General features: G+C 68.7%; 21 protein-coding genes and 1 pseudogene. 16 read left to right on the forward strand and 6 right to left on the reverse strand.

Going from position 1 to position 26,579, the window contains the following annotated elements; all coding sequences use genetic code 11:
• On the forward strand, positions 1-1,041 hold a 1,041-nt coding region (locus tag M0R80_22090), incomplete at its 5' end, for a hypothetical protein (GenBank protein ID MCK9462325.1).
• Between the two features lie 34 nt (positions 1,042-1,075).
• Positions 1,076-1,615, forward strand: coding sequence for a helix-turn-helix domain-containing protein (locus M0R80_22095; GenBank protein ID MCK9462326.1), 540 nt, complete (start codon positions 1,076-1,078; stop codon positions 1,613-1,615).
• Positions 1,616-1,651: 36 nt separating this feature from the next.
• Here M0R80_22095 and M0R80_22100 read toward each other — a convergent pair whose 3' ends face one another.
• Positions 1,652-3,127, reverse strand: coding sequence for a patatin-like phospholipase family protein (locus M0R80_22100; protein MCK9462327.1), 1,476 nt, complete (start codon positions 3,125-3,127; stop codon positions 1,652-1,654).
• Positions 3,128-3,250: 123 nt separating this feature from the next.
• Between M0R80_22100 and M0R80_22105 the strand changes: the two genes are divergently transcribed.
• From M0R80_22105 to M0R80_22120, 4 genes are all read left to right on the forward strand, one after another.
• Positions 3,251-3,490 (forward strand): transcriptional coactivator p15/PC4 family protein, encoded by a 240-nt coding sequence (locus M0R80_22105; GenBank protein MCK9462328.1) that lies wholly within the window; start codon positions 3,251-3,253, stop codon positions 3,488-3,490.
• Positions 3,491-3,622: 132 nt separating this feature from the next.
• Positions 3,623-6,610 carry an AIR synthase-related protein gene (locus M0R80_22110; GenBank protein ID MCK9462329.1) on the forward strand — a complete coding sequence of 996 codons (2,988 nt, stop codon included), beginning with the start codon at positions 3,623-3,625 and terminating at the stop codon, positions 6,608-6,610.
• Positions 6,610-7,422 carry a phosphoribosylformylglycinamidine synthase subunit PurQ gene (locus tag M0R80_22115; GenBank protein ID MCK9462330.1) on the forward strand — a complete coding sequence of 271 codons (813 nt, stop codon included), beginning with the start codon at positions 6,610-6,612 and terminating at the stop codon, positions 7,420-7,422. Before M0R80_22110 ends, M0R80_22115 begins: the two co-directional genes overlap by 1 nt.
• A 67-nt stretch (positions 7,423-7,489) precedes the next feature.
• Positions 7,490-7,936 (forward strand): hypothetical protein, encoded by a 447-nt coding sequence (locus M0R80_22120; GenBank protein ID MCK9462331.1) that lies wholly within the window; start codon positions 7,490-7,492, stop codon positions 7,934-7,936.
• 115 nt (positions 7,937-8,051) lie between these two features.
• Here M0R80_22120 and M0R80_22125 read toward each other — a convergent pair whose 3' ends face one another.
• The 5 genes from M0R80_22125 to M0R80_22145 all read right to left on the reverse strand — a co-directional run bounded on the left by M0R80_22125 (position 8,052) and on the right by M0R80_22145 (position 12,246).
• Complete coding sequence (locus M0R80_22125; protein ID MCK9462332.1) at positions 8,052-8,537, reverse strand: hypothetical protein; 486 nt, start codon at positions 8,535-8,537, stop codon at positions 8,052-8,054.
• Positions 8,534-9,184 (reverse strand): phosphoribosylglycinamide formyltransferase, encoded by a 651-nt coding sequence (gene purN / locus M0R80_22130; protein MCK9462333.1) that lies wholly within the window; start codon positions 9,182-9,184, stop codon positions 8,534-8,536. Before purN ends, M0R80_22125 begins: the two co-directional genes overlap by 4 nt.
• On the reverse strand, positions 9,185-9,910 hold the full coding sequence (locus M0R80_22135) for a hypothetical protein (GenBank protein ID MCK9462334.1): 726 nt from the start codon (positions 9,908-9,910) through the stop codon (positions 9,185-9,187).
• A gap of 87 nt (positions 9,911-9,997) precedes the next feature.
• Positions 9,998-10,927, reverse strand: a complete 930-nt coding sequence (locus M0R80_22140) for a LysM peptidoglycan-binding domain-containing protein (GenBank protein ID MCK9462335.1) — start codon at positions 10,925-10,927, stop codon at positions 9,998-10,000.
• A 98-nt stretch (positions 10,928-11,025) separates the two neighbouring features.
• Positions 11,026-12,246: a serine/threonine protein kinase gene (locus M0R80_22145; GenBank protein ID MCK9462336.1), complete on the reverse strand. Its 1,221-nt coding sequence runs from the start codon at positions 12,244-12,246 to the stop codon at positions 11,026-11,028.
• Positions 12,247-12,553: 307 nt separating this feature from the next.
• Between M0R80_22145 and M0R80_22150 the strand changes: the two genes are divergently transcribed.
• From M0R80_22150 to M0R80_22195, 10 genes and pseudogenes are all read left to right on the forward strand, one after another.
• Entirely contained in the window at positions 12,554-13,024 is a 471-nt protein-coding gene (locus M0R80_22150; protein ID MCK9462337.1) for a response regulator, read from the forward strand.
• 101 nt (positions 13,025-13,125) lie between these two features.
• Positions 13,126-14,196 (forward strand): peptidyl-prolyl cis-trans isomerase, encoded by a 1,071-nt coding sequence (locus tag M0R80_22155; protein ID MCK9462338.1) that lies wholly within the window; start codon positions 13,126-13,128, stop codon positions 14,194-14,196.
• A gap of 29 nt (positions 14,197-14,225) precedes the next feature.
• Positions 14,226-15,086: an S-methyl-5'-thioadenosine phosphorylase gene (gene mtnP, locus M0R80_22160; GenBank protein MCK9462339.1), complete on the forward strand. Its 861-nt coding sequence runs from the start codon at positions 14,226-14,228 to the stop codon at positions 15,084-15,086.
• Positions 15,083-16,000 (forward strand): PfkB family carbohydrate kinase, encoded by a 918-nt coding sequence (locus M0R80_22165; protein MCK9462340.1) that lies wholly within the window; start codon positions 15,083-15,085, stop codon positions 15,998-16,000. Before mtnP ends, M0R80_22165 begins: the two co-directional genes overlap by 4 nt.
• Positions 16,001-16,376: 376 nt before the next feature.
• A pseudogene (locus M0R80_22170) lies at positions 16,377-17,666 on the forward strand (VWA domain-containing protein).
• A gap of 20 nt (positions 17,667-17,686) precedes the next feature.
• The gene (locus tag M0R80_22175; GenBank protein MCK9462341.1) at positions 17,687-19,195 is read left to right on the forward strand and encodes a hypothetical protein; all 1,509 of its coding nucleotides are present in this window, start codon (positions 17,687-17,689) and stop codon (positions 19,193-19,195) included.
• Between the two features lie 71 nt (positions 19,196-19,266).
• Positions 19,267-20,751 (forward strand): hypothetical protein, encoded by a 1,485-nt coding sequence (locus M0R80_22180; protein MCK9462342.1) that lies wholly within the window; start codon positions 19,267-19,269, stop codon positions 20,749-20,751.
• A 569-nt stretch (positions 20,752-21,320) separates the two neighbouring features.
• Positions 21,321-22,604, forward strand: a complete 1,284-nt coding sequence (locus M0R80_22185; GenBank protein MCK9462343.1) for a thrombospondin type 3 repeat-containing protein — start codon at positions 21,321-21,323, stop codon at positions 22,602-22,604.
• Between the two features lie 24 nt (positions 22,605-22,628).
• Positions 22,629-25,961: a fused MFS/spermidine synthase gene (locus M0R80_22190; protein MCK9462344.1), complete on the forward strand. Its 3,333-nt coding sequence runs from the start codon at positions 22,629-22,631 to the stop codon at positions 25,959-25,961.
• 156 nt (positions 25,962-26,117) lie between these two features.
• Positions 26,118-26,579: hypothetical protein (locus M0R80_22195; GenBank protein ID MCK9462345.1), on the forward strand; the 462-nt coding region annotated here is incomplete at its 3' end.

Consider the following 26,579-nt stretch of genomic DNA (forward strand, 5'->3'; position numbering starts at 1 on the left):
GACGCGAACACGCTGTACTACGCGAAGACGTGCACGGGGTGCGGGCTGAACGGGGCGAACGGCGCGTGCGGCGGGGGCTCGACGGCGGTGTGCAACGAGACGACGCACACGCTGTGCCAGCGGGTGACGTGCGGCGGGACGGTCTACCGGTGCACGAACGCGTCCGGGGTCTGGCAGTGGCGATCGGCGCTGGGCTGCGACGACGGGAACCTCTGCTCGTACAACGACGTGTGCAACGCGAGCGACGTGTGCGACGGGACGGACATCACCTGCACGAGCTCGCTCTGCGTCAACCGGGCGTGCGACGGGACGGTGAGCTGCGCGGTCTCGTACCCCAGCGGGTCGGCTTGCGACGACGGCAACCTGTGCACGTACAACACGACGTGCAACGGGGCGGGATCGTGCTTGGGCACGACGGTGACCTGCACCGACACGACGTGCATGGACTACTACTGCGACGGCGACTCGACGTGCGGCCAGACGCCCATCAACATCGGCTCCACCTGCGACGACGGCGACCCCGTGACCATCAGCGACACGTGCCAGTCCACCGGGCTCTGCGTGGGCGTCGACGGGTGCACCCTGTCGGTCCTGGAGCAGTTCACCGCGTCCTCGCTGCCCGCGGGGTGGAGCGTCGAGGACTACGACGGCGACGCCTACGGCTACGACTGGGTCTGGTCGAGCGCGAGCAACACGACCGGCGGCACCGGGGGCTACTGGTGGGTGGACGGGCACTACGCCGCGAGCTACGACGACCGGCTCGTCTCGGCGCTCTACCAGCGGGGAACGTGCCCCACTGTGACCCTCTCCTACCGCCACGATTACAATTACAATGTGGGCGACTACGCGTACGTCCAGATCAGCGTCGACGGCGGCACCTGGCAGACCGTCACGACGTACTCCGCGGACGCGACCGGGCTCGTGAACACGAGCATCACGTCGTACCTGAGCGCCAACTCCAACTTCCGGATACGCTTCAGGTACGTGGCCAACACCGACTGGTACTGGAAGATCGACGACTTCGGCGCGACCGGATCATAGGGGCGAAACCACCACCACCCACTGGAGCCACGACATGCAAGCGAACGACCTGTTCACCGCTCCGCAGCTCGCGAAACTGTGCTCGACCGATCTGAAGACGATCCACAACTGGGTCAGCCGCGGCGAGATCAAGTTCTTCCGCACCCCGGGCCGACACCTGCGGTTCCGGCGCGACGACATCGTCGAGTTCCTGACCAAGTTCGGCTACCCGGTTCCGGATGGCTTCGCCATGACGCCGCGGCGCGTCGTGATCATCGACGGGGCCGCCGGCACGCGAGACCAGATCGCGCGCACCCTCGGCAGCGAAGTCGACGTCCAGACCTTCTCGGATTGCCTCGACGCCGCGGTCGCGATCGGCCGGCAGTCGCCCACGGTCGTCTGCGTCAACGCGGACGGGGGCCCGGAGCTCGTGCACGCGGCGAACCGGCTCGCCGTTTGCGCGGCGCCGTCGAAGGTGGTCGTGTACGGCGCGGCGGCGGATCGGGCCGGCCTCGACGAGGCGCTCCTCACGATCAAGCCCGGCGACTGCGGCGAGATCGGCCGCGTCGTCCGCTCCCTGCTCAAGTCGAGCTAGGGTTCCCTTTCGGGGGCGGGGTGAGATCCCGCGACCCTACGGCTTCCGGAGCGCGAACCCGTGCCGCGCGAGATCTGCCGCAAGCCAGTCGTAGTCGGCCGCGATGCGTCGCTGCGCGGACTCGAACGCCATCTCCTCGGTCTCCGTCCGGTAGAAGAACCGCATGAGCGTGCCGCTCATCTTCTCGAGATCGCGCGGGGTCGGCGAGAAGACGAACACCGTGACCTCGGGGTAGGACTCCTCGGCGCGGCCTATCACCTCGGAGAAGCGCGTCCGGATCATCGACTTCACCGACTGCACGGTCGTGAACAGGCCTCCGCGACCGCTCGCGAAGCCCGGTTCGTCCACCTGGACCGGCGTCAGGGGATCGATGCAGATCACGAGCCGCGCGCCGTTGGCGACCGCCACGTCGAGATCGATGGTCCGCGTGAAGATGCCGTCCACGAAGTAGTGGCCGCCGATCTGCTCCGGCGCGTAGTACGGGGTCATGGCGGCCGACGCGCGGATCGCGCTCGAGATCGGGACGTCGTCCATCCCCTCGACGCCGAACGTCACGTGGGCGCCCGAGTCCTGATCCGTCGCGCCGATGTAGAGCTGCCTCCCGAGCTTCGTGAAGTCGTTCGTCAACCCGGGCTTCGAGAGCTCCCGGGAGAGGTACTCGCGCAGCTTGTCCCCGGAGAACAGCGCGTTCGGCGCGACCTTCATCGCCGAGTCGATGGGGCTCGTCAAGAAGCGGCCCCGCATCATGTCCGTAACCGCGCCGCCGATCCGACGCGCGACCTCGCCGAGGTTGGGGTCGAAGAGCATCGTCCGCGTGACCGGCGCGATCCGGCTCTCGCGCCCGTGGAGGGCGTCGGCGATCTCGGCCGGCCGGACGCCGTTCGCGAGGAACGCGGCGATGACGGCACCCGCAGAAATGCCCGAAAACACGTCGAAATCGCAGACCGCGCGGCCGTCGAGGACGGCGTCCAGGGCGCGCAGGACGCCGATCTCGTAGAACATGCCCTCGATGCCGCCGCCGGCGAGGCACAGGGCGATCTTGCCGGGCTCGGAAGGCCTCGCGACGCGGTGCGCCGCGGAGAGGATCTCGGCGAGCGACGGAGGATCGACGAGCACGCCGCCGAGCTGGAGCGAGCCGATGGCGTACGAGTGCAGCGCGGTCGACTCGCCGCGCGGCAGGATGACGATCACCGCGTTCCGGGGCGCGATCCGGACGCTCCCCGCGCTCGCGAGCAGCCCGGGCAGGATCTTGCCCGCCGTGGTCTCGCCGAACTCCGCGCACCCGTCGTCGCCCCGGTTGTCGATGAGGATCGCGCCGTGGGGCCGCTGCCGGATCTCCGAAAGCGCCTCGGCCGGATCGCCGTAGAGCCGCACGCGGAGCCGCGTCCCGTCGGGCAGCGCGATCGAGCCGTCCGGCCCCTCGAGCGCCGCCAGCTCGGCGGCCCGCGCCGCGTGGACGTTCCGCCCGACGACCAGCGCGACGTTGGGCGTTTGTTCTTGAGCTCCCGACATCACCCTGCCTTCAAATCTGAAACGAACCTGGAAACCCTCATACGTAAATCGTAATTGATGATCGTTACGTTTTCATGATACGCAATCGGCAACCATCTGCAAAAGAACATTTGGAGGGACGCCATGGCCGAAGATAAAGTTGTCGCCAGCTTCAAGCGCAATCCGACCGAAGAGGTCCGCGCGGGCATCAAGGAATTCAAGGGCCGTCGGTACATCGACCTGCGGATCTACTACATGGACGACCAGGGCGAGTGGAAGCCGACGCGCAAGGGGATCTCCCTCGCGACCGACTTCATGCCCGAGCTGAAGCAGGCGGTCTCCGCGATCGAGACCGAACTCGGCAAGCTCGAAAAAGAGGAATAGCCCGCCTCCCAACGCCGGTTCGCCGCCCCCGGACCGACGCCCGTCGCGCCCGGCACGATCGACCCGGTCCTCGGGTTTCAACAGACCCGCCGTTGTGGTATGTCCGCCGATGACGTTTCACAGGAGGAGCCGATGCCCCACCGTATCGAGATCGCCCTCAAGCGAGGCCACCGCGACGCGCTCGGCGCGCGCGTGGCGTCGGAGATAGGGCGCTACCTGGGCTACCAGGTCGCGAAGGTGCGCACGGTCGACGTGTACACCGTGGACGCCGATCTCGCGCGCGGAGAGCTCGAGCGCCTCGCCGAGGCGTTCCGCGATCCCGTGATCCACGACTGGTCGGTGGACTCCCCGCTCGCGCGCGGCTTCGACTGGCTCATCGAGGTCGGGTTCAAGCCGGGCGTCACCGACAACGTCGGCCGGACCTCCACCGAGTCGGCGCGCCTAGTCTTGGGGGACGCGCTGCCCGAGACGGCGTGCGTCTACACGAGCCGTCAGTACCTCCTCTTCGGCGAGCTCGTGCGCTCCGAGGCCGAGGCGATCGCGACGGGGCTCCTGTGCAACACGCTCATCCACAGGTTCCGCGCCGTCGACCGGCGCGCGTTCGAGGAGTCCCTTGGCATGTCCGCCGAGGTCCCGCGCGTCACCGACCACGCGCCGCCGATCGTGGAGACTATCGACCTCGAGCGCGGCGACGAGGCGCTCGCGGAGCTCTCGAAGCGGCGCACGCTCGCGCTCTCCCTCGACGAGCTGCGCACCGTGCGCGATCACTACCGCGATCCCGCGGTGCAGGAGGCCCGCAGATCGCGCGGGCTGCCCGAGGCGCCGACCGACGTCGAGGTCGAGGTGCTCGCGCAGACCTGGTCGGAGCACTGCAAGCACAAGATCTTCAACGCGTACGTCTCGTACTTCGACGAGGCGACCGGGGCGAGCGAGATCGACTCCATCTTCAAGAAGTACATCCAGCACGCGACCGCGGTCGTGCGGCGGGAGCTCGGCGCCGACGACTTCTGCCTGTCGGTCTTCAAGGACAACGCCGGCGTGTGGCGGTTCGACGACGACACGAACCTCGTGTTCAAGGTCGAGACCCACAATTCGCCGTCCGCGCTCGATCCGTACGGCGGCGCGCTGACCGGCATCGTCGGCGTGAACCGCGATCCGCTCGGCACGGGGCGCGGTGCGCGGCTGTTCTGCAACACGGACGTGTTCTGCCTCGCCGACCCGTCCTTCGACGGCGAGATCCCGCCGCGGCTCCTGCACCCGCGCCGCGTCATGGAGGGCGTGCGCGAGGGCGTCGAGCACGGCGGCAACAAGAGCGGCGTGCCCACGGTCAACGGATCGCTCGTGTTCGACGAGCGCTTCCTCGGCAAGCCGCTCGTCTTCTGCGGCACCGGCGGCATCATGCCCGCCGAGATCGACGGGACGCCCGGGTACGAGAAGGCCGCCCGGCCGGGGGATCGCGTCGTCATGATAGGCGGCCGCATCGGCAAGGACGGCATCCACGGCGCGACGTTCTCCTCCGAGGAGCTCCACGAGGGCTCGCCGGCGACCGCCGTGCAGATCGGCGATCCGATCACGCAGAAGCGGATGATCGACTTCCTGCTCCGGGCCCGCGACGAGGGGCTCATGAGCTGCCTCACCGACAACGGCGCGGGCGGCCTCTCCTCCTCTGTCGGGGAGACCGCCGAGGCGCCCGGAGGCGCGAGGATCGACCTCGCGCTCGCGCCGCTCAAGTACGCGGGGCTCCAACCCTGGGAGATCTTCGTGTCCGAGGCGCAGGAGCGGATGACCGCGGCGGTCCCCCCCGAGAAGGCGGGGCGGTTCTTCGCCTTGGCGCGGGAGATGGGCGTCGAGGCCACGGACCTCGGCGACTACACCGCCGGCCCGTACCTGGAGCTGTCCTACGACGGGAAGCCGGTGGCGCTCTTCGACATGGCGTTCCTGCACGACGGCCTGCCGCAGATGCGGCTCGAGGCGCGGTGGCGGGCCCCGGACGAGCGGATGCCCGCGCTGCCCCCGCCCGGCGATCTCGGCGGCCGCCTGGCTGAGCTGCTCGGGCGCCTCGACGTCTGCTCGAAGGAGCGCTGGGTGCGCCAGTACGATCACGAGGTGCAGGGCGGCTCGGTCGTGAAGCCGCTCGTCGGCGCCGCGTGCGACGGCCCGTCGGACGCCGCCGTGGTCCGCCCGGTCCTCGAGTCCATGCGCGCGGTCTCAGTGAGCCACGGCATCTGCCCGCGCTACTCGGACATCGACAGCTACCACATGGCGGCGTGCGCTTTCGACGAGGCGGTCCGCGGCGCGGTCGCCGTGGGCGCGGATCCGTCGCGGATCGCGGCGCTCGACAACTTCTGCTGGTGCGATCCGGTGCAGAGCAAGGCGAACCCGGACGGCCGGCTGAAGATGGCGAAGCTCGTCCGCGCGGCCCGCGCCCTCCACGAGGTGTGCATCGCGTACGGCGTGCCGCTCGTGTCGGGCAAGGACAGCATGAAGAACGACTACGCGATCGGCGCGACGCGGATCTCGATCCCGCCGACGCTGCTCGTGACCGCCGTCGGACAGCTCGAGGACGCGCGGCAGGCGGTGACCATGGACGTGAAGCGCGCGGGTGACGTCGTGTTCGTCGTCGGGGAGACGCACGCGGATCTCGGCGCGACGCAGTACCTCGACCACCTCGGCCTCGCGGGCGGCTCGGTGCCGAAGCTGCGCGACCCCGGCGCGACGGCCTCGACCTACAGGTGGCTGCACCGCGCCGTGCGCGGCGGGCTCGTGGCCTCCTGCCACGACGTCTCGGACGGCGGCCTCGGCGTCGCGCTCGCGGAGGCGGCCTTCGCGGGTGGGCTCGGGATGAACGTCGATCTCCGGGAGGTGCCGCGCCGCGACATCGACCGCGACGACGTGCTGCTGTTCAGCGAGACCCCCGGCCGCCTCGTCGTCACGGTCCCGGCCGCGGCCGCGCGCGCGTTCGAGATCGTGATGGGCGGCGTCGCCAAGAGAGTCGGGGACGTCAGCGAGGACCCGCGCCTCATCGTCGCCGGGATCGCGGGCGACATGATCGTGGACGCGGACGTCTTCGCACTCAAGGCCGCCTGGAAACGGCCGCTCGCCCCCGAGGAGGTGCGCTGATGGCACGCGTCGTTCGCGCGATGGTGCTCGCCGGCAACGGCATCAACTGCGAGATGGAGACCGCCCACGCCTGCCGGCTCGCCGGCGCGGATCGGGTCGAGATCACCTACATCTGGGATCTCGCGTCCGGCAACGCCTCGCTCGCGGGGTGCGATCTCCTGTGCCTGCCCGGCGGCTTCCTCGACGGCGACGATCTCGGCTCGGCGCGCGCGTCCGCCATCCGGCTGCGCCACACGCGGGTCGCGGGCGGCTCGCTGCTCGAGCAGATCGGCGCCTTCGTCGACGGCGGCGGCCTCATGATCGGGATCTGCAACGGCTTCCAGCTCATGGTGAAGCTCGGCCTCCTGCCCTCCCTCGACGGGGCGCGCGGGGCCCAGACCGCGACCCTCACCTGGAACGACTCGGGCCGCTTCGAGTGCCGCTGGGTGACGCTCGCGGTCGATCCGGAGTCGCCCTGCGTCTTCACGCGCGGCCTCGCCCGCCTCGAGCTGCCGGTGCGCCACGGCGAGGGCAAGATCGTCGCCGCGGCCGACGTCATGGAGAGGATCCGGTCCGCGCGCCAGGCGCCGCTCTGCTACGTCGATCCTGCGACCGGTGCCCCGACCGAGGCGTACCCGCTGAACCCGAACGGCAGCCCCCACGGGATCGCCGCGCTCACGGATCCGACCGGGCGGCTCCTGGGCCTGATGCCGCACCCGGAGGCGTTCCTGCACCGCACGAACCACCCGCGGTGGACGCGCGAGGAACGGCCCGAGGAGGGCGACGGCCTCGCCCTGTTCCGCAACGCGGTGGAGGTCATCCGGAAGGGTTGACCCGAATTACGCCCCCGCGCCGTCTATCCGTGTGGGAGCCGAATCGCACGACAAGGGAGGTCTCGAGATGCGCACGACCAAGCTGCTCGCTCTTTCGACAGCGCTCGCGCTCGCCGCCACGCTGGCCGCGGCGTGCCACGACGACGACGACGACGGGCTCGGCAACAACACGGGGTCGCCGTGCGAGACCGCGGACGAGTGCTTCCCGGACGTCGTCGACGGCGGGCTCATCGGCGATCCGGTGTGCCTGGACCGCGTCGAGGACGGCTACTGCACGCACACCTGCACGGACGACGCGGACTGCTGCGCCGCGGAGGGCGAGTGCTCGAACGACTTCGACCAGGTCTGCGCGCCGTTCGAGTCCACGGACGACTACTACTGCTTCCTGAGCTGCGAGACGCTGCCGGAGGGCTACGAGGACGAGAACGCCTTCTGCCAGGAGTTCGCGCACTCCGAGTTCATCTGCCGCTCCACGGGCGGCGGCTCCGACAACCGCAAGGTCTGCGTGCCGTGACCTGCCCCCTCGGTCCCCCTCCCGACACGGGAGGGGGAGGCATCAGATCCGTTCTTTCCCAGATCGGTCCGGCTGCTCCCCTTCCCGCATCGGGAAGGGGCCGGGGGATAGGTCTTCAGCGCAGCGATTTGCCGGCGGCCTTGGCGGCCTCGTACCGAAGCTTCTCCTCGGCGGCCCTCTTGCGAATCGGCTCCGGCACCGACGCGGCGAGCTCGACCTTCCACGCGCCGCCCCGCCGGACGAACGCGATCCGCGCCTGCCCGGCCGCCACGACGGCCCGATCCCCGTCCATCGACGTCGTCCACCTGCCCTGCTGCGTCGCGAGCGCGCCGACGACGAACCCGACGTAGAGATCGCCCGTGAACTCGTCGTAGGCGCCGAGGTCGGAGACGAGCTGCGCGACGGCGCCCCTGTCCACTGGCGCGCTCCGCTCCTCCTCCGTGAACGACTCCGGCTGCCGGCCGAGCAGGCCGTGCAGCGCGAGCAGATCCTCCGCTGCCGCGCGCGGACCGGCCGCACCCTCCTCGCCGCCGCGCTGGCAGGCTCCGGCCGCGGCGAGCGCGACGAAAGCGGCGACAACGGCGGCATTTCGCGCGATCACGTTTGGCCTCGCATCCGGCTCCTCACGGGACACCTGTCGGCGAGCTCCCCCCGGGCGAACGCCGCCACGGCGCGCGGGTAGAGGCGCCGCTCCGCCTCCTGGACCCTCGCCGCGAGATCGTCCGGGGTGTCGCCCGGCGCGACGGCGACCTCCTCCTGCGCGACGATCGGCCCGTGATCGTACTGCGCGTCGACGAAGTGCACCGTGGCGCCGGTCGTGCGCGCCCCGGACGCGAGCACCGCCTCGTGGACGCGGTGACCGTAGAGCCCCTCGCCGCCGAACGCGGGCAGGAGCGCCGGGTGGACGTTCATCGCCGGCCAGCGATCAAGCACGGGCGCGTCGAGCCGCGTCATGAAGCCGGCCAGCACGACGAGGTCGGGCGAGAAACGGGACAGGAGCTCGGCGAGCGCGGCCGAGTACGCCGTCCCGTCGAACGCCCCGCCCCGCCTGAAAGGCTTGCGGCCGAGCACGTGCACCTCGAGCCCGAGCGCGCGCGCCCGCTCTACCCCGAGGGCGTCCGATCGGCTCGACACGACCACCGCGATCTCGGCCGGCACCTCGCCGCGGAGGATGTGCTCCTGAAGGTTGACCATGGTGGAACCGGCGCCGGAGAGCAGCACCGCGAGGCGGCAGGGCCGTGAGGGCATCTAGTCGCTCAGCACGACGACGATGGCGTCGCCGCCGACGTACTCCCTGGGCTTGATCTCGATAGGGTTGCCGTCGTTGTAGTCGCCGTGGGCGACCACGTTCCCGTCGGCGTCCAAGCCGTCGATCGCGATCGTGTAGTTGTTCCAACTCACGTCCTCGACGATGTATTTCTGACCGTTGTCCTCGTCGTAGCAGGGCGCCACCTCGTCCGCGATGGAGATGTCGACATCCTCGACATCGTAATCCGTGCAGGTGTAGCCGATCTCCTCGAATCCCCAACGAACCTCGACCGTGGCCTTGCCGACCTCGAGCGCGAACTTGTACCCTTTGGCGAGCTCCGCCTTCGAAGGGGCCTTGATCTCCGCCTCGGCCTGGTAATACGGCAGCGGCTCGTCGTCCTCCTCGAGCTGCGCCATCGCGTTGACCCGCACCCAGTATTTGCCGCGCTTCAGCCCCTCGATCGTGTAAGAGAAGTCGCTGCAATCTGCCTCGATACTCTGGATTGTCGTCTCTGAATCCTCGTCCTCATAGACGTCGATCCGGACCTTCGCGAACTCGAGTGTGCCCACGGTCCCCACGCCGGGGTTCGCCGTGCACACGTCCGCGCCGGCGATCTGCCAGAAAATGTCGACGTCGTACTTCTTGTTGTCCTCGCTGTCGCAACCGGCGCAGGTCGCCCACGCGAGCGCGCCGATGATCACGGCCATCAACACATTGCGGCTCATGTCTACCCCTCCTCGAGAGAGCGCCCGGCCCTCCAATACGGTTTCATCATACTGACACAGCGGCCCAAACGTAAATTTATGTCACCCTCACTTTCCCTTCGGGCTCTCGTTCAGCCGCTGCGCCTCCCGGAACGCCTCGAGGATCTTCGGCGACGTGGTGATGGGCGAGAGCTCCATGTCCGGCTGCTTCGCGAGCGCCTCGCGGAACACCGCGACGGCGGCCGGCCGGTCCCCGAACGCGACGTACGCCGAGGCCAGGTACTTGAAGACCCCGATCTGCTGCGGGACCGTCAGTTTGCCCGTCCCGAGGAGGCGCTCCGCCTCGGCCACGGTGTGGACGTACCTCCCCGCGACGTAGTCCTCGCGCAGCTTCGCGATGGCGAGCGCGGCCTCCGCCTGGAACGCCTTGTCCTCGGCGGTGGGATCCGGCCCCTCGGCGGCCGTGATGCTGGACTCGGCCTCGTCGGTGAACTCGACGCTGACGAGCGGCACCAGCAGCGCGTCGCCCCGGCTCAGCGACCGCTTCTTCTTGAACAGGTTGTAGCCGTGCAGCCACGACGCGGAGAACGCCTCGCCCAGGTACTGCTTCGCCACGCTCTTGAGCGTCTCGTCGGGCGCGAGGACGTACAGCAGCTGGTACGGCACCTTCACGACCTGCCCCTCGGCGAGGGCGCTCGCCTCCTCGGCGCCGTTCATCTCCGCGAGGTGCTTGCCGCGGCGGGGGGACCCCAGGTACCTGTCGGCGAGCGTCTCCCAGGTCTCCCCGGCGACGACGCGGTGGTACGTGACCTCAGGGATGTTCACGCGCTCGCCCTCGAGCAGGCGCCCGTCGTCCGGGTGGAGGAAGCCGTTCGCGGCGCGGATCACCATCGAGCGCGAGACCGAGCCGTAGTAGCGCATGGCGAGCTGATCCAGCGTCTCGCCCGCCCTGGCGACGTGCTCGTGAGCGCGGGCCGCAGGAGTGGCCGCGAGGAGCGCCGCCGCGAGGACGAGCCCGATGGCGCGCGCGCCCGTCACCGCCCGCCCCCCTTGGAGCCCTGGTCGACGGACAGCTGCTCGACGAGCCGCACGGTCTGCCCCGGGGCGACGCGGACCTCCCGCGTGACCGGCATGAATTAGGGGTTCGAGAGCTCGACGTAGTGGACGCCCGGCGCGAGGCTCAGGGGCCGCGCGAACGGCGTCAGCTCCATGTCGATCCCGTCGACGCGGACGCTCGCCCAGGGCTCGACGACCACCTCGAGGAACCCCGAGGAGCCCGGGACGAAGGCGTCGCGGTCTTCGGCCTCGCGCGCGGTCGCGTCCGAGTACAGGAGCTGGATGGCGAGCCCGCCGAACAGCATCACGCAGAGCGCCGCCGCGAAGAGCAGGCCCGTCTGGCGCATGGACTTGCGGTCCTCGCGCACGATCTTCTGCCCCGCGCGCACGGCGCCGGTCGCGAGGATGACGCTCGCCTCGCCGTCGCTGAGCACGCCGTGGTCCTTGAGGTAGTTCACCATGTAGGCGTTGTAGTTGATGACCACGCGCGTCGCGAGGAAGTCCTCGAGCTCGTGGATGAGCGCCTGCATCGACGGGTACCGGTCGGCCGGCAGCTTCTCCATGCACCGCCCGAGGATGCGCTCGAGCGATCGCGGGACCTTGGGGTTCACCTTGCGCGCCGGCGTGTAGCGGTCGAGCCGGATCTTCTGGAGCACCGAGCGCCGCGCGTCCTCGACGAACGGCTTCACGCCGGCGAGCATCTGGTAGAAGACCACGCCGAGCGACCAGACGTCGGTCCGCTGATCGAGCTTGTCGCCGAGGATCTGCTCCGGCGACATGTACGATGGGGTGCCCAGCCCGGTGCCGGTCTCGGTGAGATCCGAGAGCGACTCGTCGCGCGCGATGCCGAAGTCCATCAGCTTGACGTCGCCCCTCTTGGAGATCATGACGTTGGCGGGCTTGATGTCGCGGTGGATGATCCCGCGGAAGTGCGCGTGGTTCAGCGCCCGCGCCACCTGGAGGCAGACGATGGTCGCGACCTCGACGGGCAGCCGGTTCGGGGTCTGTTCGAGGAGATCGTACAAATCGATCCCCTCCACGTACTCCATGACGATGAACATCGTCCCGCCGAGCTTGATGAAGTCGTGGACGTTGATGATGTTCTCTTGCTGGAGCGAGGCCATGAACTTCGCCTCGCGCTCGAACCGCTCCGCGAACTGGGCCTCCGACGCGATCGACGACTTGAGCGCCTTGATCGCGACGGTGCGCCCGAGCGGCTCCTGAACGGCCTTGTACACGACCGCCATGCCGCCCGCGCCGACCTCTTCGATAATCCTGCAGTTGCCTATCCGCTCCAGCATCTCGCCATTCCCGTCAGATTTTCTCCATACTATGCCACGCGCCACCGGGAGGTCAAAGGGCGGTCGGAGGCCGCCGACGTCGCGCCGCGTCTTAATTTCCGGGGTTTCGAATTCGACTGCTGAAATTTCACTCGTGAAAACTGGATTCTGCTCGAATGGACACTCCAGCAGGTCGGACCATCAGCTCAACTTATTGTAATTACTAGATTACAAACAAAATGCGAAAAAGGTGTCTTCCGGCACGCCCGTTGCAGATTCGGAGGACCGCACGACCATGCGGGTTGCGGAACCTGGGCGAGTCGAACGAATGATGAACGAGCCACCTCGCGCGAACGGCCTTTCGGTTCTCGTCATCGACCACGACTTCAACGAGCAGAAGGCGCTCGTCATCGGCCTGCGGCTCGAGGGGTTCCAGGCGGATGGCGCTTCGTCCAGCGCGTCCGCGCTCGAGGCGCTCGCCGCGGGCAGGTTCGACGTCGCGCTCATCGATCTCATGGTCCCGGAGACGAACGGCCTGCAGCTGTCGCGGATGATCCGCGCGCGGTTCCCCGAGGTGACGACGATCCTGATGTCCGCGTACCACCTCTCCCTGGCGCAGCTCGTTCGGGCGAACACCGGGGCCGTCGGCTTCGTGCCGAAGCCGTTCCGCTTCGACGACCTCGTGCAGTTCGTCCGCGTCAAGGCGGCGCGCAGCCCCTCGACGGCGCCGGCGCCCTTCGCCGCGACCGCGCCCGACAGCGGGCTGCACACCCCGTTCGAGCTGCCCCGGACCGCGTAGCCCGGCTCCCGCGCCCCGTCGCCGGCCTTGACCGCGAAAGAACGGTTGTGCGAGTATGGCGGCCGCTCGGAACGACACCAAATAGGATACGGAGGAGAACCGTGAACCGACGTCGCAACATCATCGTCGCCACGCTGGCCCTGGCCGCGTTCGGGATCTCCGCGCTCGCCGCGCACAGCGGGCCGGACGACGCGAACAAGGCCGCCGCCCAGCCGGCGCCGAAGGCCGCGCCCGCGACCACGGCCGCCGCTCCGGTCGACGCCGCCGCCGAGAAGGCGCGGCTCGCGTTGCCGGTCGCGAAGATCGACGGCGTGGAGATCTCGCTCGAGTATCTCGAAACCGCCCTCGATCGCCAGAGCCCCCTGCTCCGGAAGGAGCTGGCGGACGCGGCGAAGCGCAAGGACTTCATCGACAAGATCATCAACATGGAAGTCCTCGCGGCCGAGGCCAAACGGCGCGGGTTCTCGTCCGATCCCGAGGTCGCGTCCGTGCGGAAGAACCAGCTCGCCTCCTTGATGCACCGGAAGATCGCCGACGAGACCCCGGAGGTCGCGCCGACGGATGATGCGATGCGCAAGTACTACGACGCACACGCCGACGCTTACAACAAGCCCGAGAAGGTCCGGGCGCGGCACATCCTCATCGCCGACAAGGCCGCGGCGGAGAAGCTGCTCGCGGAGATGCTCGCCAAGACACCGAGCCAGTACGAGTTCCGCCGCATCGCGCAGGAAAGGAGCGAAGACGCCGCGTCGAAGAACCGCGGCGGCGACCTCACGTTCTTCCCGCGGACCGCCGAGCGCCGCGACGGCGATCCCGAGGTGCCCGAGGCCGTCGCGAACGCCGCGTTCGAGCTCAAGGAGAACGGCGAGGTCGCGCGCAAGCTCGTCAAGACCGACAAGGGGTACCACCTCGTCATGCGCACCGGCCATCGCGAAAAGATGAGCATGACGTTCGAGGAAGCCAAGGAACGGCTCACCATGCTCGTGCAGCGCGACGATCGCAAGAACGCGATCGACGCGGCGATCGACGCCCTCGAGAAGAAGTACCCGGTGACGCTGCACGAGGAGAACCTCAAGGACGTCGTCATCGACCTGTCGGGCGGCCCGCCGGCCGAGCAGGCTGCGGGGCCGCTGGAGCCGGCCGCCCTCGAGAAGCCGGCCACGGCCGAGTAGCCCGCCTCGACCCACCCAAGGAGAGGACGATGCGCAACGACTCGATCGCGATCATCGGCGGCTCGGGCCTGTACGATCTCGGCGGCCTATCCGAGGTCCGCGAGCACGAGGTGGAGACGCCGTACGGGCCGCCTTCTTCTCCCGTCGTCGAGGGGGTGCTCGGCGCGCGCCGGGTCATGTTCCTCGCGCGCCACGGGCGCGGGCACCATCTCACGCCATCGGAGATCAACTACCGCGCCAACGTCTTCGCGCTCAAGTCGCTCGGCGCGAGCGAGATCGTGAGCGTCTCGGCGGTCGGAAGCATGCGCGAGGAGATCCGGCCGGGCGACATCGTCTTCCCGGACCAGTACATCGACAGGACCAAGGGACGCCCGTCGACGTTCTTCGGCGACGGGATCGTGGGGCACGTCGCCTTCGCGGACCCGACGTGCGACGGGCTCCGGGCACGCCTCGAGGCGGCCGCCGCGCGGATCGGCCTCGCGCACCGCCGCGGCGGCGCGCTCATGGTGATGGAGGGCCCGGCCTTCTCGACGCGCGCCGAGTCGCGGATGCACCGCCGGCTCGGCGTCGATCTGATCGGGATGACGGCGATGCCCGAGGCCAAGCTCGCGCGCGAGGCGGAGATGTGCTACGCGACCGTCGCGCTCGCGACGGACTACGACTGCTGGCACGAGACAGAGGAGGACGTGAGCGTCGGCGCGGTGCTCGCCGTCATGCGCAAGAACGTCGCCTCCGCGCGGGACCTGATCCGGGCGCTCGTGTCCGAGCCGGGCGACGAGCGGTCGTGCGCGTGCGCCTCGTCGCTCGAGCACGCGATCGTCACGGATCGAAAGGCGATCCCGGCCGAGACGAAGCGGCGGATGCAGCCGATCTTCGGGAGGGTGCTATGAGCGAGAAGCTGCTCGTCGTCGGATCGGTCGCGTTCGACAGCATCGAGACGCGCGCGGGGAGGCGCGACGAGATCCTCGGCGGCGCGGCGACCTTCATCTCGCTCGCCGCGAGCCGGTTCTGCGGGGTGCGGCTCGTGGCGATCGTCGGCGAGAACGACTTCCCGGACGAGCACGTCCGCCTCCTCGCGTCGCACGGCGTGGATCTCGCCGGCCTCGAGCGCGTTCCCGGGCGGACGTTCCGGTGGGCCGGGGTGTACGCGGACGACTTCTCGTCTCGCCGGACGCTCGACACGCAGCTCGGCGTCTTCGCGTCGTTCTCCCCGAAGATCCCGGCCGGGTACGCGGCCTCCAGGTACGTCATGCTCGGGAACATCAACCCCGAGCTCCAGCTCGCCGTCCTCGACGCCGTGCACGGGGATCGCTTCGTGGCGACCGACACGATGAACCTCTGGATCAACACCGCGCGGGACGCCCTCGGCGCGGTGATGCGGCGGACCGACCTGCTCATCATCAACGACGAGGAGGCGCAGCTCCTCACAGGCGAGCGGCAGATCGCGCGCGCGGCGGCCGAGGTCCGGCGGATGGGTCCCAAGGCGGTCATCATCAAGCGCGGGGAGCACGGCGCGTTCCTGTTCCACGGGGACGGCGTGTTCTTCGCGCCGGCGTTCCCGCTCGACGAGGTCGTCGACCCGACCGGCGCCGGGGACAGCTTCGCGGGCGGCCTGATGGGGTACCTCGCGTCCGTCGGCCGCGCCGACTTCGCGGCGCTCAAGCGCGGCATGATCTGCGGCGCGGCGGTCGCCTCGGCCACGTGCGAGGCTTTCGGGGTCGAGCGCACCGCGCAGCTGACCGACGCCGCCATCGACGAGCGGGTCACGGCGCTCATTTCCATGACGTCGCTCGACCGCGAGTGACGGAGAAAAACGGACCTGTCATGCGTTTCCTTGGCGCGCGATAAGTACCACGCGCGGCTGCTCGCCCTCGCCTGCCGATGAAGCTCCGTTACATTTTTCGTAAACGCAGTGAATGAAAATCAACTAACATGTGAAAACAAACTTCAAGGAGGCGAACATGATGCGCATATTCTTCGTTTTCGGTGTCGCGGCGCTGACGCTCGGTTCCATGAGCATGGGCTGCGAGAGCGCCGGTTACTCGTCCGATGCGGACGCGGACAACGATTCGGATTCGGACTCGGATTCGGACTCGGACGTCGATTCCGATTCGGACGTCGACACCGAGACGAGCACCGATCCGAACGCCGACAACGACGGTGACGGCCTCTCCAACGGCTTCGAGGAGGAGAACGGCACCGACCCGAACGACCCGGACTCGGACGACGACGGCTACTCCGATTTCGTCGAGTACGTCGCGGGGACCGACCCGCTCGATCCGGAGGCGAACCCCGGCGCGCAGGGCGACTTCTACTTCCTCGAGCCGTACGGCGAGCCGCCGGATCCCGCGCAGGACACGCTCGTGTTCGCGACCGACATCCAGATGGCCGACGTGTTCTTCCTGATGGACACGACCGGCAGCATGGGCGGCGAGATCGCGACGCTCAAGAGCTCGCTGAGCGGCACGATCATCCCCGGTGTCGAGGCGATCATCCCGGACGTCTGGTTCGGCGTGGGAGCGTTCGACGACTACCCGTACGGCAGCTACGGTTACTCGTCGTCAGGCGACGTGGTGTTCGCCCTGCACCAGATCATGACCGAGGAGGTGACCGTGGCGCAGGCCGCCGTCGACGGGCTGGCCTCGCACTTCGGCGGCGACGGCCCGGAGAGCGACGTACCGGCGCTTTTCGCCACCGCGACCGGCAACGATTTCGGGACGTACCTCGCGGAGCAAACAGGCTGCCCGGCGGGCCACATCGGCTACCCGTGCTTCCGCCCGGGCGCCGTGCCGATCATCATCCTCATTACCGACTCGTCGTTCCACAACGGCCCGAGCGATTATTCGATGTACTCGGGCGTCGTTCCCGAGCCGCCTACCTACGCCGAGACGGTGGCCGTGCTGAACGACATCCACGCGAGGGTGCTCACCATCTACAGCACCGAGGGCGACGACCCGGCGATGGTGCTCTCGCACTGCCAGGCGATCTCGACCGACACCGGCGCCGTTTCGGACTCCGGGCCGCTCACCTTCCTCATCGGCGGCGACGGCAGCGGGCTCGGCACCGAGGCCGTGAACGCGGTCGCCACGCTCGCGAACGGCGTGCCGATGGACATCTCGGTCGTGGCGCGCGACGACACGAGCGACTCGGTGGACGCGACGGTCTTCATCGACAACATCATCCCGAACACCGTCGGCGGCGTCGAGGACCCGACCGACCCGTCGATCATCTGCGTGGGCGGGCTCGCGACGGCCAACAGCGACTCGGACCCCGAGGCGGACATGTTCCTCGACGTCCTCCCGGGCACGCCGGTCTGCTTCGACATCATCCCGGCGCAGAACGACACAGTGGAGCCGACATCGGTACCGATGATCTACACGGCCTTTGTCGACGTCATCGGCGACAGCGTGACGGTGCTCGACACGCGCGAGGTGTACTTCCTCGTCCCGCCGGTCGGGGTCATCGAATAACCACGAAAAGGAGCGATCAGATGAAACGGGCATTCGCGATTCTGTTCATCGGGCTGATCGGCGCGACGGCGCTCTCGTCGGGCTGCGAGAGCGAGCAATCGCCCTACGGCGCCGACTCGGACTCGGACGGCGATTCGGACTCGGATTCGGACTCGGACGTCGATTCCGATTCGGACGTCGACACCGAGACGAGCACCGATCCGAACGCCGACAACGACGGCGACGGCCTCTCCAACGGCTTCGAGGAGGAGAACGGCACCGACCCGAACGACCCGGACTCGGACGACGACGGCTACTCCGATTTCGTCGAGTACGTCGCGGGGACCGACCCGCTCGATCCGGAGGCGAACCCCGGCGCGCAGGGCGACTTCTACTTCCTCGAGCCGTACGGCGAGCCCCCGGACCCGACCGAGGACACGCTCGTGTTCGCGACCGACATCCAGATGGCCGACGTGTTCATCCTCATGGACACGACCGGCAGCATGAGCGGCGAGATCACCAACCTCAAGAACTCGCTGACAACCTCGACGACCGGGATCATCCCCCAGATCCAGACGATCATCCCGGACGTCTGGTTCGGCGCCGGCTACTTCAAGGACTACCCGGTTGGGACCTACGGCGGCTCGTCCGACCTCCCGTTCTGGCTGAGCCAGCGGATGACCTCGGACGCGTCGGCGGTCCAGACCGCGGTGAACACCTTCACCGCAACGGGCGGCTACGACGGTCCCGAGAGCCAGGTGCCTGCGCTGTGGGCGATCGCGACCGGCTCGGCGCTCGGCTACGGCGTGGACGCGACGACCGCTTGCACGGGCGACGAGGTCGGCTACCCGTGCTTCCGCGCCGGCGCCGTGCCGATCGTCATCCTTATCACCGACGCGGAGTTCCACAACGGGCCAACCCTCGGCACGGACTACTCCGGCGTCACGCCCATCCCGCCGGACTACTCGACGACCGTCACCGCGCTCAACGACGTCCACGCCAAGGTGATCTCGGTCTGGTCGGCCGGAGGGTACGGCAGCGTCACCGCGAACTGCACCTCGATCACGACCGACACCGGGGCGATCTCGACCGAGACCGGGGCGCTGGTGTTCGGGGTCGACTCGTCGGGGACCGGGCTCGGTGACAACGTCGTCAACGCGGTGCAGGAGCTCGCGAGCAACGTGCCGCTGGACATCTCGGTCGTCGCGCGCGACGACACGAGCGACTCGGTGGACGCGACGGTCTTCATCGACAACATCATCCCGAACACCGTCGGCGGAGTGGAGGATCCGATGAATCCGTCGGTCATCTGCGTGGGCGGGCTCACGACCGCGAACACCGACTCCGACCCCGAGGCGGACGTGTTCCTCGACGTGCTGCCGGGCACGCCGGTCTGCTTCGACATCATCCCGGCGCAGAACGACACCGTGGAGCCCTCGTCGGTTCCGGTCATCTACACGGCCTTCGTCGACGTCATCGGCGACAGCGTGACGGTGCTCGACACGCGCGAGGTGTACTTCCTCGTCCCGCCGGTCGGGGTCATCGAGTAGCGCGCCGACAGAAATAACTGCACGATAGGGACATGAGCGAGCACATCATTAGAAAAGAACGAGGTGCGAACATGAATCGACATGCGAACATCCTGCTCTGTTGCGCGGCGGCGCTGCTCGGCTGCCAGGGCATCGGCGACGACGACTCGAACAGTAGCGGCGACGGCGGCGCGGACTCGGACACGGACGTGGACACGGACGCCGACTCGGATTCCGACTCCGACGGCGGCGTGGACCCGGTCGCCGACGACGACGGCGACGGCCTCTCCAACGGCATGGAGGAGGAGTTCGGCACCGACCCGAACGACCCGGACTCGGACGACGACGGGTTCTCGGACTTCGTCGAGTGGTACGCCGGGACCGATCCGAACGACCCGGACGTCAACCCGAAGACCGAGGGGAACTTCTACTTCCTCATGCCGTACATGGATCCGCCGGAGCCGACCGAGGACACGCTCGTGTTCCAAACGAACATCCAGTTCGCGGACGTGTTCTTCGCCATGGACACGACGGGCAGCATGGGCAGCGAGATCACGAACCTCAAGACGACGCTGAGCACGACGATCATCCCCGCGATCTCGGCGATCATCCCGTTCGCCTGGTTCGGCGTGGGCTTCTTCGACGACTACCCCTACGGCAGCTACGGCTCGACGGGCACGGACTCCGTTTTCGCCCTGCTCCAGCCGATGACCTCGGTCATCGCCGACGCGCAGGCCGGCGTCAACGCTCTCTCGTTGCATTCCGGGGCCGACTGGCCGGAGAGCCAGGTCCCCATGCTGTGGGCAGTCGCTACCGGCGGCAGCCTCGGGACGTACCTCCCGGCGCAGACCGAGTGCCCGGCCGGCCACTACGGGTACCCGTGCTTCCGGCCCGGGGCGATCCCGATCATCATCATGATGACCGACGCGCCGTTCCACAACGGTCCCGGCGACTACGAAGCGTACGTCGGCATCACGACCGAGCCGCCTTCGTACAACTACGCGGTCGCGGCGCTCGACACGATCCACGCCAAGGTGCTGCCGGTCTACACCGGTTCGGCCGGCGACATCGGGCAGACGCACTGCGAGTCGATCGCGCTCGACACGGGCGCGGCGATCGACGACGTGCCGCTCGTGTACGTGATCAACTCAGACGGGACCGGGCTCGACACGAGCATCGTGGACGCGGTCGAGGATCTCGCGACGGGCGTGCCGTTCGACATCGGAACCGTTGCGCGCGACAACGAGACGGACGCGGTGGACGCGACGGTGTTCATCAACAGGATCGTGCCGAACACGGTCGGCGGCGTGGAGGACCCGGAGGATCCGACGGTGATGTGCGTCGGCGGGCTGGACACGATCAACAACGACTCCGATCCCTACCCCGACCTCTTCGACGACGTGATGCCGGGCACGCCGGTGTGCTTCGACATCTTCCCGCAGCAGAACGACACGGTGCCGCCGACGACCCTGCCGCAGATGTACACGGCGTTCATCGACGTGATCGGCGACAGCGTGACGGTGCTCGACACGCGCGAGATCTTCTTCCTCATCCCGCCCTCGACCCCGATCGAGTAGCCGCCCCGTCTCCTTTGGCGAAATCGTAATTTTGGAGTGGAAATCGAACCGATTTCCGTCATCTAATACGCATGCAAACCAAGGAGGATACGACTATGCACGACATGGATTGGCGCCGCATCTTTGGGCTCCTCCCCCTGGCCCTGACCGCGCTCGTCGCCTGCCAGAACGGCGGCTCGGACTACAACCCGATCGACTCGGAAACCGATTCGGATGCGGATTCGGACTCGGACTCGGACTCGGATTCGGATTCCGACACCGACTCGGATTCCGACACCGACTCGGATTCGGATTCCGACACCGATTCCGATTCGGATTCCGACACCGATTCCGACGCCGACGGCGGCTCGGATTCGGACAGCGATGCGGACGTCGAGTGCACGGACGAGGACGACGACGGGTGGTGCCTGCCGTTCGACTGTGACGACGGCGACGACACCGTCTACCCCGGCGCTTCGGAAGATCCGATCAACCTGTTCGACGACGACTGCGACGGCGATATCGACGAAATCGACGTCACCGATACCGATGCCGACGACGACGGTCTCGCCGACGATTATGAGATCAGTATCGGTACGGATCCGTACGATGAGGACACGGACGGCGACGGCGTCTCGGACCTCGCCGAGGTGGTCGCCGGCACCGACCCGCTCGACCCGGACTCGAACCCGGCCGCCGAGGGCAACTTCTACTTCCTCGTGCCGTACGAGGAGACCCCGGACCCGACGATGGACACGCTCGTGTTCGCGACCGACATCCAGATGGCCGACGTGTTCTTCACGGTCGACACCACCGGCAGCATGGGCGGCGAGATCACGAACCTCAAGTCATCGCTGAGCACGTACATCATCCCGCAGATTCAGGCGATCATCCCGAACGTCTGGTTCGGCGTGGGCCGCTTCGACGACTACCCGTACTCGCCGTTCGGCGACTCGGCCTCGGGCGACGTCGTCTTCCAGCTCAACCAGGCCATGACCTCGAGCACGGCCTCAGCGCAGACCGCGGTCAACTCGCTGTCCACCCACTACGGCAACGACTGGTCCGAGAGCGACGTACCGGCGCTCTACGCGATCGCGACCGGCAGCGGCTTCGGCGGTTACCTGGCCGCGCAGACGGGCTGCCCGGCGGGCCACATCGGCTATCCGTGCTTCCGGCCCGGCGCGGTCCCCATCATCGTGCTCATCACGGACGCGCCGTTCCACAACGGGCCGGGCGGGTACGACGCCTACTACAGCATCACGCCGGTTCCGCCGACGTACGCGCAAGCCGTTGCCGCGCTGAACGCGATCCACGCCAAGGTGCTCACGATCAACACCTCGGGCACGACCTCCTCCTCCGCTCCCGAGTACCAGCACTGCGTGCAGATCTCGACGGACACCGGCGCGGTGAGCGACACCGGGCCGCTCACGATCGCGGGCAGCACCTCAGGGACCGGGCTCGGCGACAACGTCGTGAACGCGGTGGAGACGCTCGCGAACGGCGTGCCGATGGACATCTCGGTCGTGGCGCGCGACGACACGAGCGACGCGGTGGACGCGACGATCTTCATCGACAACATCGTGCCGAACACCGTCGGCGGCGTCGAGGATCCCATGAACCCGCTGGTGATCTGCGTCGGCGGGCTCGCGACCGCGAACACGGACGCGGATCCCCAGCCGGACATGTTCGTGGACGTGCTCCCGGGCACGCCGGTGTGCTTCGACATCTACCCGAAGATGAACACGACCGTCGAGGAGACGGGTGAGCCGCAGCTCTTCCACGCCTTCGTCGACGTCATCGGCGACAGCATCACCGTGCTCGACACGCGCGACGTCTACTTCCTCGTCCCGCCCTCCGAGCCCATCATCGAGTAGACCGCCGAGCCTTCGGGAGGGCCGTTGCCGCAGCTCGTCCTCGTCGCCTTCGTCCTGTCCGGCATCTCCGGGATCACCTTGGAGATCGTGTGGACCCGCCAGCCCGAGCTCGTGTTCGGCGCCACGACCCTCGCGATCTCGACCGTCCTTACCTGCTTCATGGGCGGGCTCGCGCTCGGCTCGTGGGTCTTCGGGAAGGTCGCCGACAGGCTGCGCTCGCCGCTCCTCGGCTACGCGGTCCTCGAGGCGATCATCGGCGCCTCGGCGCTCGCCATCCCGTGGCTCATCCGGAACGTCTACCCGGACGTGAACGGCTTCCTCGTCACGCACCTCGGCAACAGCTTCTGGCTCTTCTCCCTGTGCCGCTTCCTGGCTGTCGCGATCGTGCTGATCGTGCCGACGACCTGCATGGGCGCGACGCTGCCCATCCTCTCGCGGCACTACGTCCGCGAGGAGGCGCACCTCGTGCGCGTCAGCTCCCGGGTCGGCGCGCTCTACACCCTGAACACGGTGGGCGCGATCGTCGGCGTCTTCTGCGCGACCTTCATCCTCCTGCCGACGATCGGCCTCATTGCCACGAACACGACGGCCGCGGTCCTCGACCTCGCCATCGCGGCGGCGATCATCCTGTTCGCGCGGAGGCTCGATTCCCGCGCGCCGGAAGCCCGGTCGGCGGGTCCCGTCGAGGAGGAGGGCTACATCCTCCCGGAGGCCGACGGCGCCGTACCGTTCGTCGCCACGCCCGCACAGCGGACGGTGGCCGTCGCCGCGTTCTTCGTGTCCGGGCTCGCGGCGATGAACCTCCAGGTCGTGTGGAACCGCGTGACGGCGCTCGTGATCGGATCCTCGGTCTACTCGTTCGCGCTCGTCCTGCTCGCCTTCCTCGTGGGGCTCGCCGGCGGCGCGGCCGTGTTCTCCCGCCTGTCGAAGCGCCTCGCGAACCCGGTCATCGCGCTCGCCGCGGTCGAGATCGCGATCGCGGCCCTCGCGGCGCTCAGCTACCTCTACATCGACGATCTCCCCCGTGTCTTCGCGCACCTCGTCACGGGCTCCGTCGACGGGTACGAGGAGCACGTCGTCCTCGTGCAGTCCATCATGTTCGCCGTGGCGGCGCTCGCGGTCCTCCCGGTGACGATCGGGATGGGCGCGACCTTCCCGCTCACGATCCGCGTCGCCGCGGGCGATCTCGGCAAGGTGGGCCGCGACGTCGGGAGCGTGTACGCGATGAACACGCTCGGCTCGATTCTCGGCTCCTTCCTCGCCGCGTTCGCGTTCGTGCCGCTGTTCTCGCACTACGGCGGCGGCATCGGCATGCAGATCGCGTTCCTCCTGTCGATCGCGCTGTACGCCGTCCTCGCCGTCGCGCTCGTGGCGGTGTCGCGGGTGGGGCGCCTCGCGCGCGCGGGGGTCTCTATCGCCGTCGCGGCGGGCCTCGCGGCTCTCCTCTTCGCCGCGCCGCGATGGGATCCGGCCTCGCTGACCATCGGCGTCTTCCGGATCTCGCTCATGGAGCACGCGCTCGACGAGGAGTCCTGGGGCGATCCGGACGTCATGTACTACTACGACGGCGTCACGACGACGGTCTCCGTCGAGATCTGGGGCCGGCACTTCTCCATGAAGAACAACGGGAAGGTCGACGCGTCGAACGGCGACGACATGACCACGCAGATCCTGGTCGCGGCCTACCCGATCCTGTTTCACCCCGCCGGGCCCGAGGACCTCGACGTCGCGATCGTCGGCTTCGGGTCCGGGGTCACGGTCGGCGCGGCGCTCGAGTTCCCGCTGCGGCGCGTGGACTGCATCGAGCTCGAGTCGGCCGTCATGGAGGCGTCGGTGAGCTTCGGGCACGCGGCCGGCGCGCCCTCGGATCCCGACCTCGAGGTCAACCACCTCGAGTACCGCTCGCCGGACGATCCGGCCTACGACTGGACCGATCCCGAGACCTTCGTCGACAACGAGCGGCTCACGATCTTCAACAACGACGGGCGCAACTTCCTCGCGACCGCCGAGGCGGCGTACGACGTGATCATCTCGGAGCCGTCCAACCCCTGGATCACGGGCGTCGCGAACATGTTCACCGCCGAGAGCTTCGCCTCCTCGGCGCGCGCGCTCAAGCCAGGCGGCGTCTTCGGCCAGTGGGTGCAGCTGTACGAGATGTCCCCGGAGAACATCAAGACGATCCTCCGGACGTTCGCCGGCGTCTTCCCGCACGTCGTCCTCCTGGCCACCGAGGACCTCTCCTCGGACACCGTGCTCCTCGGCTCGTTCTCGCCCATCGAGTTCGACGTCGGGCGGATGCGCCGCGTGATGCGGGATCCGCGCGTCGCGGCGGAGCTCAGGCGCGCGTACGTCTTCGAGCCCACCGACATCTTCGCGCGGGCGCTCCTGGTCGACCGGCGGGAGCTGCTCGAGCTCTCGAACGGCAAGGACGCCTCCGGCTGGTCGCGCCTCCCCGTGAACACGGACGACAACGCGCGCATCGAGTTCGCCGCGCCGCACGACCTGATCACGTTCTCCAGGTTCTCGGGCTACATCCCGACGTTCTACGCGCCGAGCTGGCCTTACAGCCGGGTCGATCGCGTGCTCACCGGGCTCGGCGACGACGACGCGGCGGTCGGGAGGTCCCTCGCGCGACAGGCGCTCTCCCTGCTCGGCAACGGCCGCAAGAGCGTCGCGAAGCTCCTCATCGCGCGCGCCGAGCCGCTCGCCCCGGGAGATCGCGAGGTCGCCTCCGTGCGCCGCATCGCCGATCTGCTCGCCGCCGACACTCGCACGCCCAGGCCGCGGATCGAGCCGCCGCAGCCGTCCATCGAGCTCCAGGAGTCCGACGCGGCCGCCCTCGCCGCGCTGCTCGACGACGTCCAACGCGCCGTGGACACGAGCACCCCGGACGAGGCGCTCGAGCGGTTTCACGCCGTCCCCGAGTACCTAATCGGGCGCGGCGGGCCGCAACTCGAGCTCCTTCGCGGGTACCTGAGCTTCCTCGGCAGGGATCCGCAGGACAAGACCAGGTGCGAGAAGGCGATCGAGACGCTCGACGATCTCCAGCAAGGGCACCCGGAGTACGCGGCCCGCCACCCCGAGATCGACTACCTGCTCGGCATGTGCCACGACAACGCGCGCCACTTCGACAAGGCGGTGAAGAGCATGAGCGCGTACGTCGCCAGGCTCGAGGAGCAGGAGCGGCTCGCGGGGATCGCCGGGAGGCAGGAGATCGCCAACGCCGCCGCGTCGCGTTCCGGCGTCGGCGGGACAGCGGTGATCGATCTCCCCGAGGACGCCCCCGGCGCGCCGACGGCCGACGCGCCGGGAGAGAGCCCGAAGGATGTCCACGAGGATTCCGCGGCCGCCCTGTAGCGATCCGCGGCTCGAAGACACCTTGTCCTTCCGCCCCGTTTTCCGGTAACGTCTCTCCAATGAATCAGGCGACTTCACAGATCCAGGCGACGCGACCGGCGCACTGCGATCGGACGGCCATCAACCGCTTCCTCACGCAGCACGAGCCCATGTTCTATGAGGCGTAGCCCGCCGCCCTCGCGGTCCTTGTCATGCGCGCTGACGGCCGCGGCGCTCGTTTCGTGCGCCCTTCTCGCCCCCGCCCGCGTCGCCGCGGCGCCCCCGCCCGCGCTGTCCGGGATGCCGGAAGGGCGGCGCGAGCTCGGCGACGCCTTCGTCGAGGCTTGGCTCTCGCTGCGCCGCGATCTCGACGCGTCTGCCGGCTCGGGGGTGCACCCCGCCCTCGTCTCCTCGTGGTTCGCCGCGACGCCGCGCCCCGTGCTGCGCGAGCTCGCCCGCGTCTCCTCGGACGAGCAGGTCAGCCTCGCGGCGGCAGCACGGCTCTGCGACGGGGCGCAGGATCCGGATCGCCGCCTCCTCGCCGATCTCGGGCGGCGCTACGCCGACTCGCCCAACTCCGCCCTCGTGCTGTCGTTGCGCATCGCCGCCGGTGACGGCGTCGCGTCGCGCGCCGCGGAG

The sequence above is a fragment of the Pseudomonadota bacterium genome, from assembly GCA_023229365.1.
Classification (GTDB): domain Bacteria; phylum Myxococcota_A; class Polyangia; order JAAYKL01; family JAAYKL01; genus JALNZK01.